The sequence below is a fragment of the Streptomyces sp. NPDC019443 genome (genome assembly GCF_044389785.1).
Lineage (GTDB): Bacteria > Actinomycetota > Actinomycetes > Streptomycetales > Streptomycetaceae > Streptomyces.
Map to the genome: position 1 here is coordinate 311,922 of NZ_JBIRYJ010000001.1, position 15,053 is coordinate 326,974.

Consider the following 15,053-nt stretch of genomic DNA (forward strand, 5'->3'; position numbering starts at 1 on the left):
GTAACATAGTAATGTGAAATTGCACTGACAAGGCGTTGGCAAGTCCGTTACTCACCTGTGTCCGAGGGGCCCTCATGAATGAGTCAGTAACCACCGGGATTCGCGTGGTAAGCCATGATCTGCCCGTCTCATCCGAGTTCGAGTCCTTCATGGCGGGCGACTGGGCGGTCACCTCGTTGCCCGATGGCATCCGGCTGTCCGTCGCCGACCTGACCCCCGCCCGGCGCGCCCGGCTCTCGGCCCACTTTCCCGGGGAGCGCGTGATCGTCCCTGCGGGGGAGCTGAAGGTCCGCTCCAACGACTGTGACTACCGCTTCCGGCCGTACAGCGCCTACAGCTGGCTGACGGGCCTCGCCGGAGAGGAGCAGGCGGGGCACGTCCTCGTCCTCGAACCGGATGGGCCGAGCGGTCACGATGCGGTGCTGTACATCCGGCCCCGCTCCCTGCGCACTGGTGATGGGTTCTACCGGGACCGCCGCTACGGCGAGTTCTGGGTCGGGCGCCGTCCCGATCTTGCGGAGGCCGAGCGGATGACCGGCATCAGGTGTGTACACCTGGATGGGTACGACGATCTGCCGCCCGGCAGGAATGCGGCATCGGATGCCGAACTTGCCGCGGTGCTGAGCGGGTTGAGGCTGGTGAAGGACGCCTGGGAGGTCGGCCGGTTACAGCTCGCCGTCGACCACACCGCCACCGGCTTCGAGGACGTCGTACGGGCTCTGCCGCGCGCACTTGCCCATCCGCGCGGCGAGCGCTGGATCGAGGGCGTCTTCGGCCTGCGGGCTCGTGCCGAGGGCAATGGCACCGGCTACGAGACGATCGCGGCCTCCGGCGCCCATGCCTGCGTGCTGCACTGGATACGCAACGACGGGCCGCTGGACGCACGGCAGTTGCTGCTCCTGGACGCGGGCGTGGAGACCGACAGTCTCTACACCGCGGACATCACCCGCACCCTCCCGCTCTCCGGGCGGTTCTCGTCGGTGCAGCGACAGGTGTACGAACTCGTCCTCGCCGCACAGGAAGCGGGCATCGCGGCCCTGAAGCCGGGCGCGAGCTTCCGCGACTTCCACCGTGCCTGCATGCGGGTGATCGCCGAAGGGCTCGTGGAATGGGGGGTGTTGAAGAGCGCCGGGGGAGACTTTCATCGCCGGTACACCCTGTGCAGCAGCGGGCACATGCTCGGCATGGACGTCCATGACTGCGCACAGGCGAGGGCCGAGGTGTACCTCGAGGGGATCCTGGAGGAGGGGCAGGTCCTGACCGTCGAACCCGGGCTCTACCTCCAGCCCGACGACGAGACCCTGCCGCCTGAGCTGCGTGGCATCGGTGTACGCGTCGAGGACGATCTTGTGATTACTGCGGAGGGGGCACGGCTGATGTCGGGCGCGCTGCCGAGGACGCCGGACGCCATCGAGACGTGGATGGGCGCCCTGCTGGAGGGGTGAACCGCGGGCAGAACACGTGAAGCCCTTGGCATCGTCAGTGCAATGTGAAATATTACTGCTCGTGCCCACGAGAAACACCTCGGACGTCATCGTCGTCGGTGCGGGCGTGGTCGGCGCGGCCTGCGCCTACTACGCAGCCCGAGCCGGCCTCTCCGTCACCGTGATCGACCGCGGCTCCGTCGCGGGCGGCACCACGGGTGCCGGCGAGGGCAACCTCCTGGTTTCCGACAAGGAGCCCGGACCCGAACTCGATCTCGCGCTGCTGTCCACCGGGCTGTGGCAGGAGCTGGCCGAACTGCTCCCGCCGCAGATCGAGTACGAACCCAAGGGCGGCCTCGTCGTCGCCTCCGGGGAGGCAGGGATGCGCGCCCTGCGCCACTTCGCGGCCGGACAGGCGAAGGCCGGTGTGCAGGCGGAGGAAGTCCCGGAGGACCGGTTGAAGGACCTGGAGCCGCATCTGGCCCCCGGCCTGGCAGGTGGCTTCCACTACCCCCAGGATGCGCAGGTCATGCCGGCTCTGGCGGCCGCGCATTTGCTGCGAGCGGGCTGCGGGCGGGTGCGCCTCAGGCTCGGCGAGGAGGTCACCGGCCTGCTCACCACGGCGGACGGACGGGTACGGGGGGTGCGTACGGTGGCCGGCGACGTACATGCCCCGTACGTGGTCAACGCCGCCGGCACCTGGGGTGGCGAGCTGGCCCGGCTCGCGGGCGTCGAGCTTCCCGTGCTGCCCCGCCGCGGTTTTGTTCTCGTCACGGAACCGCTGCCGCGCGTGGTGCGGCACAAGGTGTACTCCGCGGACTATGTCGCCGATGTCGCGAGCGGTTCCGCCGCGCTGCAGACCTCGGCCGTGGTCGAGGGCACCCCGGCGGGCCCGGTCCTGATCGGCGCAAGTCGGGAGCGGGTCGGCTTCGACCGTACGTTGTCGACCGAGGTGCTGCGCCGCCTGGCGGCCCAGGCCACCGCACTGTTCCCGTTCCTGGCCGGGGTCCGGGCGATGCGGACGTATGCCGGGTTCCGCCCGTGCCTGCCCGACCATCTACCGGCCATCGGCCCCGATCCGCGGGTGCCCGGCCTGCTGCACGCCTGCGGTCACGAAGGCGCGGGGATCGGGCTTGCCCCGGCCACCGGGCTGCTCATCGCGCGCTCCTTGGACGGCGGTGAACCACCGCTGGACCTGGGCCCGTTCCATCCCGGCCGCTTCGAAGCCACCGCTTGACCCGTCTGCTACGAGAGGAGGCCTGCAGTGGCCCGTACCCCCGCCGACCTGGTCGGTGCGAACCCCGGCCCGTCGTTCGAGATCACGATGGACGGCAGTCCGGTCACCGCCCTGCCCGGGCAGTCCGTCGCCGCGGCCCTGTGGTCCGCGGGCATCCTCGCCTGGCGCACCACGCGCAAGACCGGCCGCCCGCGGGGTGTCTTCTGCGGCATCGGGCAGTGCTACGACTGCCTCGCCACCATCAATGGGGAGCCCAACCGCAGGGCCTGTCTGGTGCCTGCCCGCCCCGGCGACGTGATCACCGCCCAGGAGGGACACGGCCATGCCGACCTCGGCGTCTGATCCCTACGACCTCGCGGTGATCGGAGCGGGCTCCGCCGGTCTCGCGGGCGCCGTCACGGCAGCCGGACTGGGTTTGTCCGTGGTCCTGCTGGACGCCTCGCCCCAGACGGGTGGGCAGTTCTACCGGCATCCCGAGCGGGCCATGGGCGCGGCGCGGCCCGAGGCCCTGCACCACGACTGGGCTGCCTTCGCGGAGCTGCGCCGACGCCTGGAGCAGAGCGACGTCAGCCACCTGTCCGGACACCATGTCTGGGCGGTCACCAAGGAGGACCACGGTCTGTGGGCGGTGCACGCCGTCACCGGGGTCGACGGCACCGCAGAGCGGTCGGTGCGGGTGCGGGCCCGTACGGTCCTGCTCGCGACCGGGGCGTACGAACGCCAACTGCCTTTTCCTGGCTGGACCTTGCCGGGTGTCGTGGGCGCCGGGGGAGCGCAGGCCATGCTCAAGTCCGGCCTGGTGCTGCCCGGTAAGCGCGTTGTCGTGGCAGGCAGCGGGCCCCTGCTGCTGGCGGTCGCCTCCTCGCTCGCCGCCGCCGGCGCGCAGGTCCCGGCCGTGATCGAGGCGTCCGGCTATCTGGGATACGCCCGCCATCCTCGCGCGCTCGCGGCCAACCCGCAGAAACTGGCCGAGGCTGCGGTTCACGGTGCCGCTCTGCTGCGGCACCGGGTGCGGCTGTGGCTGCGCAGTGCGGTCACCCAGGTGCACGGCACCGACCGGGTGGAGGCCGTCACCGTCACCCGGCTCGACCGCGACTGGCGGCCCGTACGGGGGGCGGGCCGGCGGATCGCGTGCGACGCGCTCGCTGTGGGGCACGGCCTTGCCCCGCAGATCGAACTGGCCACTGCACTCGGCTGCGCCACCCACCCCTTGGCTGACGGGACATCCGCCCTGGCCCTGGACGGCCTTCAGGAAACCTCGGTGCGTGGCCTGTGGGCGGCGGGGGAGACCGGGGGAGTCGGTGGCGCGCAGCTCGCCCGCTCGGAAGGGGAACTGGCCGGGCTGGCGGCAGCCGCCAGACTGTACGGGCACCCCGTCCGTGAGGGGCGCGTCCGCGAGCTGCAACGCCGCCGGGACCGGATGCGCGCCTTCGCCGACGCGATGACCGGCGCCCATGCCCCGGCACCGGGCTGGACGGGCTGGCTGACCGACGACACAGACGTGTGCCGCTGTGAGGAAGTGTCCGCCGGAAGCATCCGCGAAGCCGTCACCGACCTCGGGGCCCGCGACGCACGCACCGTCAAACTCCTCACCCGGGCCGGCATGGGCTGGTGCCAGGGGCGTATGTGCGGGACGGCTGTAGCTTGCCTCGCGGCCCGCGAGGGTGCCGTGGAATCACCCGCTGAACGCCGTCCGTTCGCCGTGCCTGTTCCGCTCTCGGCACTCGCCTCGCTCGAGGGGCCCGCAGAGATCGGGCCCGATACCGCCCGGGGCGCCGACCACTGACCCGCGGTCCGCCCTTGTGGGCGCCGCACAGCTACCAGTAAAATGTCACACATTACAGAAGGGCTTACTGACATGACCGCCATCACCTGGAACAGCACCTGTCCCTGGCGCGGGATCATGGTCGCCACCGCGCTGCCCCTGCGTGACGATCTGTCCGTCGACTATGACGCGTACGCCGAGCATGTCCACTGGCTGATCGAGAACGGCTGCGACGGTGTCGTGCCGAACGGTTCGCTCGGCGAGTACCAGACCCTCACCGACGAGGAGCGGGCCCGCGTGGTCCGTACCGCCGTCGACGCCGCGGGCGACGGCGCGCGGGTCATGCCCGGTGTCGCCGCCTACGGCAGCGCCGAGGCCCGCCGCTGGGCGGAGCTGGCGGCCGAAGCCGACTGCGGCTCGGTCCTCCTGCTGCCCCCGAACGCCTACCGAGCCGACGAGCAGGCCGTCCGCGCCCACTACGCCGAGGCCGCCAAGGCGGGGGTGGCGGTCGTCGCGTACAACAATCCCATCGACACCAAGGTGGATCTGACGCCCGGGCTGCTGGCCCGGCTGCACCAAGACGGCAGCATCGTCGCAGTCAAGGAATTCACCGGCGACGTACGGCGCGCGTACGAGATCGCCGAACTCGCCCCGGAACTCGACCTGCTGATCGGCGCGGACGACGTCCTGCTCGAACTCGCCGTGGCCGGTGCGGTCGGCTGGATCGCCGGATACCCCAACGCCTTCCCCGCCACCTGCGCCGAGCTGTACAACGCCGCCGTCGCTGGTGACCTGGACACCGCCCTGCCGCTCTACAAGTCCCTGCACTCGCTGCTGCGCTGGGATTCGAAGACGGAGTTCGTCCAGTCCATCAAGCTGTCCATGGACATCGTCGGCCGCCGCGGTGGCCCCACCCGCCCACCGCGTTTCCCTCTCACGGGGGAGATCGAGGCCGGCGTCCGGGCTGCCACCGAGAAGGCCGTCGCCGACGGTCACCACTGACCGCATCCGTGCTGCTTCGAAAGGATTCACCGTGCGTACGCGTCATGTTTTCCACGCCGTCGATTCGCACACCGAGGGCATGCCCACCCGGGTTATCACCGGCGGCGTCGGGATGGTCCCCGGCGCCACCATGGCCGAGCGCAGGCTGCACTTCATCGAGCATCTGGACCATCTCCGAACGCTTCTGATGTACGAGCCGCGCGGCCATGCCGCGATGAGCGGGGCGATCCTCCAGCCGCCGACCCGGCCCGACGCCGACTTCGGGGTCCTCTACATCGAGGTGTCCGGGCTGCTGCCGATGTGCGGGCACGGCACGATCGGCGTCGCCACCGTCCTCGTCGAAACGGGCATGGTGCCGGTGAGCGAACCGGTCACCACGGTGCGGCTCGACACCCCGGCCGGCCTTGTCACCGTCGACGTAGAGGTACTGGAGGGCGTGGCGAAGTCGGTCACGTTCACCAATGTGCCTGCCTTCTGTGTCGGCCTGGACCGCAAGGTGGACGTCCCCAGGTATGGGACGGTCACCTACGACCTCGCGTTCGGCGGCAACTTCTACGCCTTCGTCAACCTCGACGACCTGGGGCTGCCGTTCGACCGCGCCCGCAAGGACGACCTGCTGGCTGCCGGGCTCGCGGTCATGGACGCGATCAACGCGTCGCCGGACCGGCCCGTCCACCCGGAGCAGCCGGAGATCGCCGGGGTCAAGCATGTCTACCTGGCGGCTCCCGGCTCGGACGCCGGCCACTCGCGGCACGCGATGGCGATTCACCCGGGCTGGTTCGACCGCTCCCCGTGCGGCACCGGCACCTCGGCACGGATGGCGCAGTTGCACGCTCGCGGTGAATTGCCCCTGGGCCGCGACTTCGTCAACGAGTCCTTCATCGGGACGCGTTTCACCGGCCGGCTCCTCTCCCAGACGGAGGTCGGCGGGCTGCCCGCCGTCGTGCCGGCCATCACCGGCCGCGCCTGGATCACCGGCACCGCCCAGTACTTCCTCGACCCGGACGACCCCTTCCCCGGAGGTTTCCTCCTGTGACCAGCCTCGTCTCCCACAACCCGGCCGACCCCACCGACGTACTCGTCAACATCCCGACTCCGGGCGCGTTCGCGACGGTTGACGCCGTCGAGCGGGCACGTGCCGCCCAGCCCGACTGGCTGAACGGTGGCGCGGCCGCCCGTTCGGCGGCCCTCACCGCGGTCGCCACCGGCATCGAGGCCGCCGCGGACGAGCTTGCCGAACTCGCCGTGCGCGAGGTGGGCAAGCCGCTCGCCGAGGCCCGGGCCGAGGTCGCGCGGACCGCAGCGATCTGGCGGTACTACGCCCAGGCCCCCTACGAACCCACCGGCGCAGTCCACGAACCCGCGGCCGGCCCCGGACTCCTCCTCACCCGCCGGCGCCCGCACGGCGTCGCGGGCCTCATCACACCCTGGAACTTCCCCTTCGCCATCCCGAGCTGGAAGGCCGCCCCGGCACTCGCCGTGGGCAACGTGGTCGTCCTCAAGCCCGCTCCGGAAGCGACGGCGTGCGCCCAGCGCCTGGCAGAGATCGTCCAACAGAGCCTGTCGGCAGGGGAGTTCACCGTGTTGCCCGGCGGGGCGACCGAGGGCAACGCACTCGTCTCCGCCGCCGACGTCGTCTCGTTCACCGGCTCGACAACTGTCGGCCAGGCAGTCGCACGTGCCGCCACGGCCCGGGGTATCCCGGTCCAGTCGGAGATGGGCGGCCTGAACGCGGCCCTCGTCCTTCCGGACGCCGACATCGAGCAGGCCGCGGCACACATCGCCGCCGCGATCGCCGGATACGCGGGCCAGAAGTGCACCGCCACCAGCCGCGTGATCGCGGTCGGCGCGGCCCTCGACCCGCTGCGCGAGGCACTCTCCGAGGCGCTGCGGACCGTCCCGGTCGGCGACCCGGCCGACCCGTCCACCGTGTGCGGACCACTGATCAACGAACACGCTCGCGATCAGGTCGGCATCGCCTGGGACGGGTCCTCGGTACTCGCGGGCGGCACCGTGCCCGACGGCCCCGGCTGGTACACGGCCCCGACCCTGGTCGAGAAGGTGTCCGCGGGCCACCGGCTGCTGCGCGAGGAGGTCTTCGGGCCCATCGCGGCCCTGCTGCCCGCCGACGACCTCGCCCATGCGGTACGGATCACCAATTCGGTCCCGTACGGCCTGGTCACCTCGGTCCACACCGCGGACCTGGACACGGCCCTGAACGGACTGGATCAGCTCGACACCGGGATGATCCGGATCAACGCCCCGTCCAACGGCGTCGACTTCCACCTGCCTTTCGGCGGCGCCAAGGCATCCAGCCACGGGCCGCGCGAACAGGGTCACACGGCCCTGGAGTTCTACACCTCCAGCCGAACGTACACCCTGTCACCTGTGCAAACAACGTGACATTGTACGCTGGTGATCCGCAGGGATGAAGGGATCACCACCGTTATGGGGCACCTGAAGCAGCGCGACCTCAACGCCACCCGCGAGCGGCTGCGCGACCAGGTCGCCCATGCCCTGCGGGCCGCCCTGATCTCCGGCGAGCTGCGGCCGGGCGAGGTGTACTCGGCGCCGGTCCTTGCCGAGGACTTCGGGATCTCCGCGACGCCCGTGCGCGAGGCGATGCTCGACCTGGCCCGGGAGGGCCTGGTCGAGCCCGTCCGCAACAAGGGGTTCCGGGTCACCGAGGTCAACGAGCGCGATCTCGACCAGTACACCGAGATCCGTGCCCTGATCGAGATCCCCACGGTCGGCCGGATCACCCGGTCCGCCGCTCGTGAGGCACTGGAGGCGCTGCGGCCGGTCGCCGAGGAGATCGTCCGGGCCGCGCGCGATCACGACCTCATCGGCTACCTGGAGGCCGACCGGCAGTTCCACCTCTCGCTTCTCACCCTCTCCGGCAATGAGAGGCTCGTCGAAACCGTCGGCGACCTGCGTAAGCGATCGCGCCTGTACGGGCTCACCGCCCTCGACGAGCGCGGCGGGCTGATCCCCTCGGCCGAGGAACACCTGGAACTCCTCGACCTGATGCTCGCCGGTGACGCGAAGGGAGCGGAGAAGCTCATGGCCAAGCACCTGGGCCATGTCCGCTCCCTCTGGGCCAAGAGCGAGACCGCGGCGAAGACCGCCGGGTAGCGGCCCTGGCCGACGCGGGCCACGGCTGACTCAGGCGGCACAGCCCTCCATAACGTGGAGTTATGCGGACTTGGGGGCTCCCCACCGACAGTCGGCCGCACCATGCTGATCCGTGCAATGTCACACTTCATGCCGCGGCTCCTGGGCTGTGAAAGGGATCCATGAACCCCGCGTACGCGACCGTCGACCACGTCTTCACCGTCCCCCTGGACCACTCCGCCCCGGGCGGGCCGGACATCCAGGTCTTCGCCCGTGAGGTCATCGACCCGGCCCGCGTCGGCGAGCGACTTCCCTGGCTGCTCTACCTGCAGGGCGGCCCGGGCGGCAAATCACCCCGTCCGTCGGCCGGTTCACCGAGCTGGCTGCCCCAGGCGCTCAAGACCCACCGGGTGCTCCTGCTGGACCAGCGCGGCACCGGCCGCTCCACCCCCGTCACCGCCCGGTCCGCCGCCCGTTTCGCTTCCCCCGCCCAACTCGCCGCGTATCTCCGCCACTTCCGTGCAGACGCCGTGGTTGCCGACGCGGAACTGATCCGCCGTCAGCTCTGCGGTGAACAGCCTTGGGAGACACTCGGCCAGAGCTACGGCGGCTTCATCACCCTCACGTACCTCTCCCAGGCGCCCGAGGGACTGCGGGCCTGCTACGTGACCGGTGGTCTGCCCAGTCTCAGCGCCACCGCCGACGACGTGTACGCCCGCACCTACCCGCGGGTGCGGGACCGCGTTCTCGACCTCTACGCCCGCTACCCCGAAGACGCCCCCCGCCTCCGCAAGATCGCCGATCTCCTCGCGACCACCGAGGTCCACCTGCCCGATGGAGACCGCCTCACCACCCGCCGCCTGCGCACCCTCGGACTCGTCCTCGGCATGGGCGACGGCTTCGAACGGATCCACTGGCTGCTCGACGAATCCCTGGACGCCGAGGGCGCGCCGAGCGACACCTTCCTCCACCAGGTGATGGCCCTCACCGGCTTCACCGACAATCCGCTGTTCGCCGTGATGCAGGAGACGCTATACGGCCAGGGCGCGGGTTCGAGCGGCTGGGCCGCCTCGCGGGCGCTCGCGGACCTGCCCGAATTCGCCGAGGACGCGGATCCCCTCCTCCTCACCGGAGAAATGATCTACCCGTGGATGTTCCGCGACATCACGGGTCTGCGCCCTTTCGCGGACGCCGCCGACCTGCTGGCCGAGCGCGCCGACTGGCCGCCGCTGTACGACCCCCACCGACTCGCCGCCAACCAGGTCCCCCTCGCCGCGGTCGTCTACCACGACGACATGTATGTGGACGCCGCCCTCTCCCTGCGTACCGCGTGCGAGGTCGGTGCCACCCGCGTCTGGATCACCAATGAATGGGAGCACGATGGCGTCACCGCCTCCGGCGGCCGTGTGCTGGCCCGCCTGATGGATCTGGCCGCAGACCGCGCGTAACCCCATCCTCTTTTGTCCTTCCCCTCCGCTTCCGTCTGCTACCACTGCCTCCTAAGGGAGAGACATGTCCGCTCTGCCGACCCGCCTGCGGCCTCTCGCCGCCGCATTCGCCCTAGTCTCCTGTCTTGCCGCCCCGACCACGGCGACTGCTGCCGCAAAGCCCAATTCGCCTGCTCCGGCGGCTGATTGCGCTCTTCCCGGCAAGACCGGCTGGACCGACGAAGGCCAGAACACCGATGGGATCCAGTTCCAGCGTTCCATCGGCACCCGCCGCGTCCTGACCCTTTTCGTGGACTTCCCCGACGCGCAGGCCACGGACTCCACGGACGCGTACGCCGCCCAACTCGCCCCGGCCGCCGACTGGATGAGCAGAGCCAGCTACGGCCTCTCCCGGCTCGCCATCAGCTCGTTGCACCGCTGGATCCGGATGCCCGCGGACTCCACCTCGTACGGGTTCGCGCGCGGCCTCACCTTCGAGATCCACGAGAAGTACGTACGCGACGCGATCACCGCCGCCGACCCCTCCGTGGACCTCTCCCAGTACGACATGGTCTATGTCGTCCCCACGAAGGCAGCGGCCGCGATCTCCTTCTCCCCGACCTACCTCTACGACCCGACCACGCCCGGTGTCACCGCCGACGGCACCCGGGTCAAGTGGGCGGTCACCTTCGGGCAGGACATGTGGCGCTGGGGATACAAGGTCGCCGCCCACGAGACCGGTCACACCTTCGGCCTCCCGGACCTGTATTCCTTCACCGGCTCCACCCACCAGTACGCCGGCGGCTGGGACGTCATGGGCAACATCGCAGGACCCGCCCCGCAGTACCTCGGCTGGCACTCGTGGAAGCTCGGCTGGACCCGCGACAACCAGGTCGCGTGTCTGCCCAGGCCCGGACGCCGCACGGTACCGCTGACCCCGGTGGAGCGCCCCGGCGGGACCAAGATCGCCGTACTGCGCACCGGCGAGACGACGGCGTACGTCGTGGAGTCCCGCCGCGCCGAGGGCAATGACCAGGCCGCCTGTTCCACCGGCGTGCTCATCTACAAGGTCGATTCCGCCGCCCAGACCGGCGAGGGACCGGTCAGGATCATGAACGCCAACCCGACCGCCACCCCGCCCACTGGTTGCACCCAGCTGGACCTGGCCGCTTACGCGCCTGGCCAGACCTTCACCGATCCGGACACCGGAGCCCGGATCGATGTCCTCGCGGGCGGCAGGGCAGGGGACGTGGTGCGGCTCAGCAAAGCGTGACCGCCGGCCGCGCATACGGACGCTTGGTGACACCCGAGGGCAGATGGCAAGGTGTGCGCGATCGCAAATTGAACGGAGTCAGTGAGGGTTCGGGGTGGCAGCCTAAGAGCATTTGATTTACCGGCGTTCACCGCCTGGCCGCACCTGCCGACCGCCGTGCAGGCCGCGCACGACCAGGCGGCCATCGACCACGCCGACACCGGCCGGGGCAGCCCATGACCGAACCCCGACCACCCCACGAGGAGGTGAGCACCATGAGGCAGGACGCCGAGCCGCTCGGCGAATGATCAGGTGTCATATCCAGAGAGACCACACGCTTGCCGTGGTGCCTGCGGTTAGTTCCAAGAGCGCAAGGACCAGCGGGGTGCCCAGAGCCTCCGCCGCCTGCTCGACCACGTGGAAGCGAATGAGGTGCTTCAGGTAGAGGACATCAACCCATTCCGACGTAGTACGCAGGGTTTAATCCCGAAGCGACGAAGGCACCTGGCTGTGGGTGATGATGTGCACGCCACGGAGGCGCCACTTCAAGTCTCGGAACTCTCGCCGAAGATTGCGGACGCCGCTTGTGAGCGCCACCACCGTCACGATGCCGCCGATGAGCGCGAGCGCAGCATTGGCCTGCTTGGCGCCAGCCAGCAGGCCGAATGCGGTGGGTATCAGGACAGTGCTTGAAATGGCCGTGAAACGCGTGACTCGATCTCTCATCCTGCGGAACCTTAGCGCTGCGGCTGAGCCGTACACCAGCCTGGATCAGGGCCTGGTGTGGACCACTTCCTGGGGACGACCGACATCGGCCCATGCGCTCGTGAGCGGCAGGCGGCCGAAGCTCCGCCAATTGGTAGGCGGCCTGTCGGGCCCCTCGCTCGTACGGTTACGGTGCGCGCGCCAGAACTAGCCCCGCCTTCGAGGGAGGACCCATGGCCCGACGACTGTCCAAGGTCGGCACCAACTCCGGCAACAACGGCTGCCCAACCCTGTACGAGACACCGGCCGGGCACTACGTGGTCCAGGGCGACCGCGTCACCGACCCCGTCGAGCTCCAGCAGCTCGACAACTTCACCCCCGACGAGGGAGCCGTCACTGTCCCGCGCGAGCTCCTCGCCAACTTCGGCCCCAAGGAGCCCGTACACGTGCCCCAGTTCATCACCTTCGACGATTTCGACGGCATGTTCACCAGCCTGCGGCACTCCGCATGGAGGCTGGAGACCCGCCGTCGCTACGCCTCCGACGAGACCACCGACACCTACCGGCAGTTCGCCGGCGGCGAGGCCGTCGACTGGGACCTCAACGACCCGTGGTGCGTCGAGCGCCGCGAACAAACCGCGCTCGGCAAGCGGTTCGAGCGCGTGCGGATCCTCGACACCCCGCCCACCGAGGGACAGCGCTACCTCCTCGACAACGCCCGCCGCAACACCGCAGCAGGTGAGACTATCCGCACCCTCACCCGCGCGCAGGCCCACGAACTCAGGCTCCCCGCTGAAGACTTCTGGATCTTCGATGCGCGGGTGGTCGCCCTGCTCCACTTCGACGACGCCGACCAGATGACCGGCGTCGAGCTCATCACCAACCCGGTCGACGTACTGCGCTACCTCCAGGCACGCGAGGCAGCGTGGCACCATTCCGTGCCCTTTGACCAGGCATAGCGGTACGTTGCCCATGTGAGCACGGACTTCCAGCAGGCCCGTATTTCCCTCGGCGCGAGGCTCCGCGAGCTCCGCGCCGGGCTCACGGGGCGGGACCTCGCTGCCCGCCTCGGATGGACACAATCGAAGGTCAGCAAGTTGGAGACAGGCAGGCAGACCGCGACCGCGGATGACCTGCGGGCGTGGGCGGCGGCGACCGGCAACCCGGACACCTCCGACGAGCTGGTGTCCCGCCTGAACGGGCTGGAGTCCCATGTTCGTTCGTGGCGCCGCCAGCTCCGCGCCGGCCATCGCCCGGTACAGGACGCACTCACCGTCGAGTACGAGCGCTCCACCGTGCTGCGCGCATGGGAAGGAGCGATGGTCGTCGGCATGCTCCAGACCGCCGACTACGCCCGATCGATCTTTCAGCTCTACGCCGACCTGCACCAGTCGCCTCGCGACATAGACGACGCGGTACGCGCCCGCATGCACCGCCAGCACCTCTTGTACGGGTCGGGCCGAACCTTCCACATCGTCATGTGGGAAGCCGCCCTACACGCCCGCGTGTGCCCGACGTCCGTGCTCGCCGCGCAGCTCGACCGGCTGACCGGAGTTATCGGCCTGGACACTGTCCGCCTCGGCATAGTCCCCTTCGGTGCCGCGGTCCGTGTCCCGCCTGCCAATGGCTTCTGGCTGTATGACGACCGGCTCGCGATCGTCGAGGACTGGCACGCGGAACTCTGGCTCGATGAAGCGGACAGCGTCAGCGTCTATCGCAGGGTGTGGGATCTCCTCGACCAGGCGGCCGTGTACGGACCGCATGCGCACCGGTTGATCGGACGGGCGCGGGCTCAGTTGGACGTCTCCTGAGCATCCGCGCGAATCCTCCGGGGCGGCCGGAGAATATTCGAGAATCACGGACGGCTGTGATTCTCGAACCTGCCTAACGTCCTGGTCATGGACCCACATGCCCGCCCCTCGGGGGCCTGTGAAGCGGGACTGTCCGGCTCGTGCAACTGGCACAAAGGACCGTCCAAGACAGCCTTAGTCGTCGACGCGGTTGACCGGCCCTCGGGCCCGCCGTTCCCGCTGGAGGCGTGCGCACCCTGCCGTGAGCAGCGGCACCTCGTACCGCTCGCGTCATGAAGCCGTACACGACCCCGGGCCGCACGCTGCTGCCGTTGCTCTGTTGGGTCAAGGAGCCCGGCACGGCGACGCGTTGCACGCTGCGCCCGCACTCCCGGGGCGATCACTACCACGCCTACCGCCGCACGCCGTGGCGGCACCGCATGCCGGAGCCGCAGTGAGCACCGCCGCGCGGGCGCGCCGCGCCGTGCGGATCTGCCGGGACCGGCCTGTCCCGTCGGCGGGCTCCCTGAACTGGGAGCAGTACGCCGGCCGGGCCTGTTACGCGTGCGGCCAGCCGCTGACGTCCAGGGCGATCCACTGCGGGTGGGCTCGCGGCCGCCTCGGTGCGCACGTTCTGGACGTCGAAGTGTGGTCGTGCCCCTGATTCCCTGCCGCGGCCGAATGGGCGCCCACGTTCTCGACACCGAGGTGCACGAGGGCCCTTGCTGCCCGCAGCCCACCACCCATGAGCCCCGCCTCGGCCGACGACTCCGGCCAGGAACCCCAGCCGAGGCGGAGATGGGCCCGCGGGCCCAGCACGTGCACGACGGCATGGGGGAAGGCCCCGCGCCGAGCACACACCCAAGGAGCATCGCATGACAGCTGTAGCTGTGGAACTCCGCCATGGTCGAGACCTCGTGGACGGCGACCTGTTCGACAGGCTCGTGGACTTCTGCGCGGAGGAGTACGGCCTCGAACGCGTGGTCGCGGAACAGATCCAGGACCAGGCAATCGCCATGTGCTACGTGATGGGCACCACCCGGGCCGGCGACACCATGGCGCCGTCCAAGGAGGTTGACCCGGGCTGGCACACCTTCATGCTGCACAGCCCCGAGTACACAGCCTGGTGCCAGGAGAACTTCGGCTACTACCTGCACCACAAGCCGAACTCCAAGGTCCGCACGCGCGGCCTGATGGTGGACGTCGTCGGCAAGCTCCGCGAGGCCGGCTTCGTCGTCGACGAGAGGCTCTGGGGAACCGCTGCCGACTGCAACCCGCCGACGTGCTGCGGCGACGGCCCCTGCTGCTAGCCCGTCCCTCGCGCGCGCGGCCGTCGA

Annotated in this window: 15 protein-coding genes; 14 read left to right on the forward strand and 1 reads right to left on the reverse strand. The window is 69.9% G+C overall.

Annotation, left to right across the window (positions count from 1 at the left end):
- Positions 1 to 74 precede the first annotated feature (74 nt).
- From ACH492_RS01410 to ACH492_RS01455, 10 genes are all read left to right on the forward strand, one after another.
- Positions 75 to 1,445 (forward strand): aminopeptidase P family protein, encoded by a 1,371-nt coding sequence (locus ACH492_RS01410; RefSeq protein ID WP_398981577.1) that lies wholly within the window; start codon positions 75 to 77, stop codon positions 1,443 to 1,445.
- 61 nt (positions 1,446 to 1,506) lie between these two features.
- A complete protein-coding gene (locus ACH492_RS01415; protein WP_398981579.1) occupies positions 1,507 to 2,661 on the forward strand; it encodes an NAD(P)/FAD-dependent oxidoreductase in 1,155 nt (384 codons plus the stop codon).
- Between the two features lie 27 nt (positions 2,662 to 2,688).
- A complete protein-coding gene (locus ACH492_RS01420; protein ID WP_398981581.1) occupies positions 2,689 to 3,003 on the forward strand; it encodes a (2Fe-2S)-binding protein in 315 nt (104 codons plus the stop codon).
- Positions 2,984 to 4,447, forward strand: a complete 1,464-nt coding sequence (locus ACH492_RS01425) for an FAD-dependent oxidoreductase (protein WP_398981583.1) — start codon at positions 2,984 to 2,986, stop codon at positions 4,445 to 4,447. The genes ACH492_RS01420 and ACH492_RS01425 overlap by 20 nt, the downstream gene beginning before the upstream one ends.
- Before the next feature lie 72 nt (positions 4,448 to 4,519).
- Complete coding sequence (locus ACH492_RS01430; protein WP_398981585.1) at positions 4,520 to 5,428, forward strand: dihydrodipicolinate synthase family protein; 909 nt, start codon at positions 4,520 to 4,522, stop codon at positions 5,426 to 5,428.
- Positions 5,429 to 5,459: 31 nt separating this feature from the next.
- Entirely contained in the window at positions 5,460 to 6,464 is a 1,005-nt protein-coding gene (locus ACH492_RS01435) for a proline racemase family protein (protein WP_398981587.1), read from the forward strand.
- Complete coding sequence (locus tag ACH492_RS01440) at positions 6,461 to 7,831, forward strand: aldehyde dehydrogenase family protein (protein ID WP_398981589.1); 1,371 nt, start codon at positions 6,461 to 6,463, stop codon at positions 7,829 to 7,831. The genes ACH492_RS01435 and ACH492_RS01440 overlap by 4 nt, the downstream gene beginning before the upstream one ends.
- Before the next feature lie 45 nt (positions 7,832 to 7,876).
- Positions 7,877 to 8,563, forward strand: coding sequence for a GntR family transcriptional regulator (locus ACH492_RS01445; RefSeq protein ID WP_398983228.1), 687 nt, complete (start codon positions 7,877 to 7,879; stop codon positions 8,561 to 8,563).
- 161 nt (positions 8,564 to 8,724) lie between these two features.
- Positions 8,725 to 9,990, forward strand: a complete 1,266-nt coding sequence (locus ACH492_RS01450; RefSeq protein WP_398981591.1) for an alpha/beta fold hydrolase — start codon at positions 8,725 to 8,727, stop codon at positions 9,988 to 9,990.
- 64 nt (positions 9,991 to 10,054) lie between these two features.
- Entirely contained in the window at positions 10,055 to 11,242 is a 1,188-nt protein-coding gene (locus ACH492_RS01455; RefSeq protein WP_398981593.1) for a M6 family metalloprotease domain-containing protein, read from the forward strand.
- 459 nt (positions 11,243 to 11,701) lie between these two features.
- Here ACH492_RS01455 and ACH492_RS01460 read toward each other — a convergent pair whose 3' ends face one another.
- A complete protein-coding gene (locus ACH492_RS01460) occupies positions 11,702 to 11,947 on the reverse strand; it encodes a hypothetical protein (protein ID WP_398981595.1) in 246 nt (81 codons plus the stop codon).
- A gap of 212 nt (positions 11,948 to 12,159) precedes the next feature.
- On the opposite strand from ACH492_RS01460, the gene ACH492_RS01465 reads away from it, so the two are divergent.
- The 4 genes from ACH492_RS01465 (at position 12,160) to ACH492_RS01480 (ending at position 15,026) form a co-directional block, all read left to right on the forward strand.
- The gene (locus ACH492_RS01465) at positions 12,160 to 12,885 is read left to right on the forward strand and encodes a DUF6879 family protein (protein WP_398981597.1); all 726 of its coding nucleotides are present in this window, start codon (positions 12,160 to 12,162) and stop codon (positions 12,883 to 12,885) included.
- A 15-nt stretch (positions 12,886 to 12,900) separates the two neighbouring features.
- Positions 12,901 to 13,737: a helix-turn-helix domain-containing protein gene (locus ACH492_RS01470; RefSeq protein ID WP_398981599.1), complete on the forward strand. Its 837-nt coding sequence runs from the start codon at positions 12,901 to 12,903 to the stop codon at positions 13,735 to 13,737.
- Positions 13,738 to 14,009: 272 nt separating this feature from the next.
- Positions 14,010 to 14,174, forward strand: a complete 165-nt coding sequence (locus ACH492_RS01475) for a hypothetical protein (protein WP_398981601.1) — start codon at positions 14,010 to 14,012, stop codon at positions 14,172 to 14,174.
- A gap of 417 nt (positions 14,175 to 14,591) precedes the next feature.
- On the forward strand, positions 14,592 to 15,026 hold the full coding sequence (locus tag ACH492_RS01480) for a hypothetical protein (protein WP_398981603.1): 435 nt from the start codon (positions 14,592 to 14,594) through the stop codon (positions 15,024 to 15,026).
- Positions 15,027 to 15,053 lie beyond the last annotated feature (27 nt).

Bases quoted from the DNA above. Each gene is read 5' to 3' on its own strand.
- ACH492_RS01410 (WP_398981577.1), top strand. From the start codon at position 75: ATGAATGAGTCAGTAACCACCGGGATTCGCGTGGTAAGCCATGATCTG.
- ACH492_RS01425 (WP_398981583.1), top strand. From the start codon at position 2,984: ATGCCGACCTCGGCGTCTGATCCCTACGACCTCGCGGTGATCGGAGCG.
- ACH492_RS01430 (WP_398981585.1), top strand. From the start codon at position 4,520: ATGACCGCCATCACCTGGAACAGCACCTGTCCCTGGCGCGGGATCATG.
- ACH492_RS01445 (WP_398983228.1), top strand. From the start codon at position 7,877: ATGGGGCACCTGAAGCAGCGCGACCTCAACGCCACCCGCGAGCGGCTG.
- ACH492_RS01450 (WP_398981591.1), top strand. From the start codon at position 8,725: ATGAACCCCGCGTACGCGACCGTCGACCACGTCTTCACCGTCCCCCTG.
- ACH492_RS01455 (WP_398981593.1), top strand. From the start codon at position 10,055: ATGTCCGCTCTGCCGACCCGCCTGCGGCCTCTCGCCGCCGCATTCGCC.
- ACH492_RS01460 (WP_398981595.1), bottom strand. From the start codon at position 11,947: ATGAGAGATCGAGTCACGCGTTTCACGGCCATTTCAAGCACTGTCCTG.
- ACH492_RS01465 (WP_398981597.1), top strand. From the start codon at position 12,160: ATGGCCCGACGACTGTCCAAGGTCGGCACCAACTCCGGCAACAACGGC.
- ACH492_RS01475 (WP_398981601.1), top strand. From the start codon at position 14,010: ATGAAGCCGTACACGACCCCGGGCCGCACGCTGCTGCCGTTGCTCTGT.
- ACH492_RS01480 (WP_398981603.1), top strand. From the start codon at position 14,592: ATGACAGCTGTAGCTGTGGAACTCCGCCATGGTCGAGACCTCGTGGAC.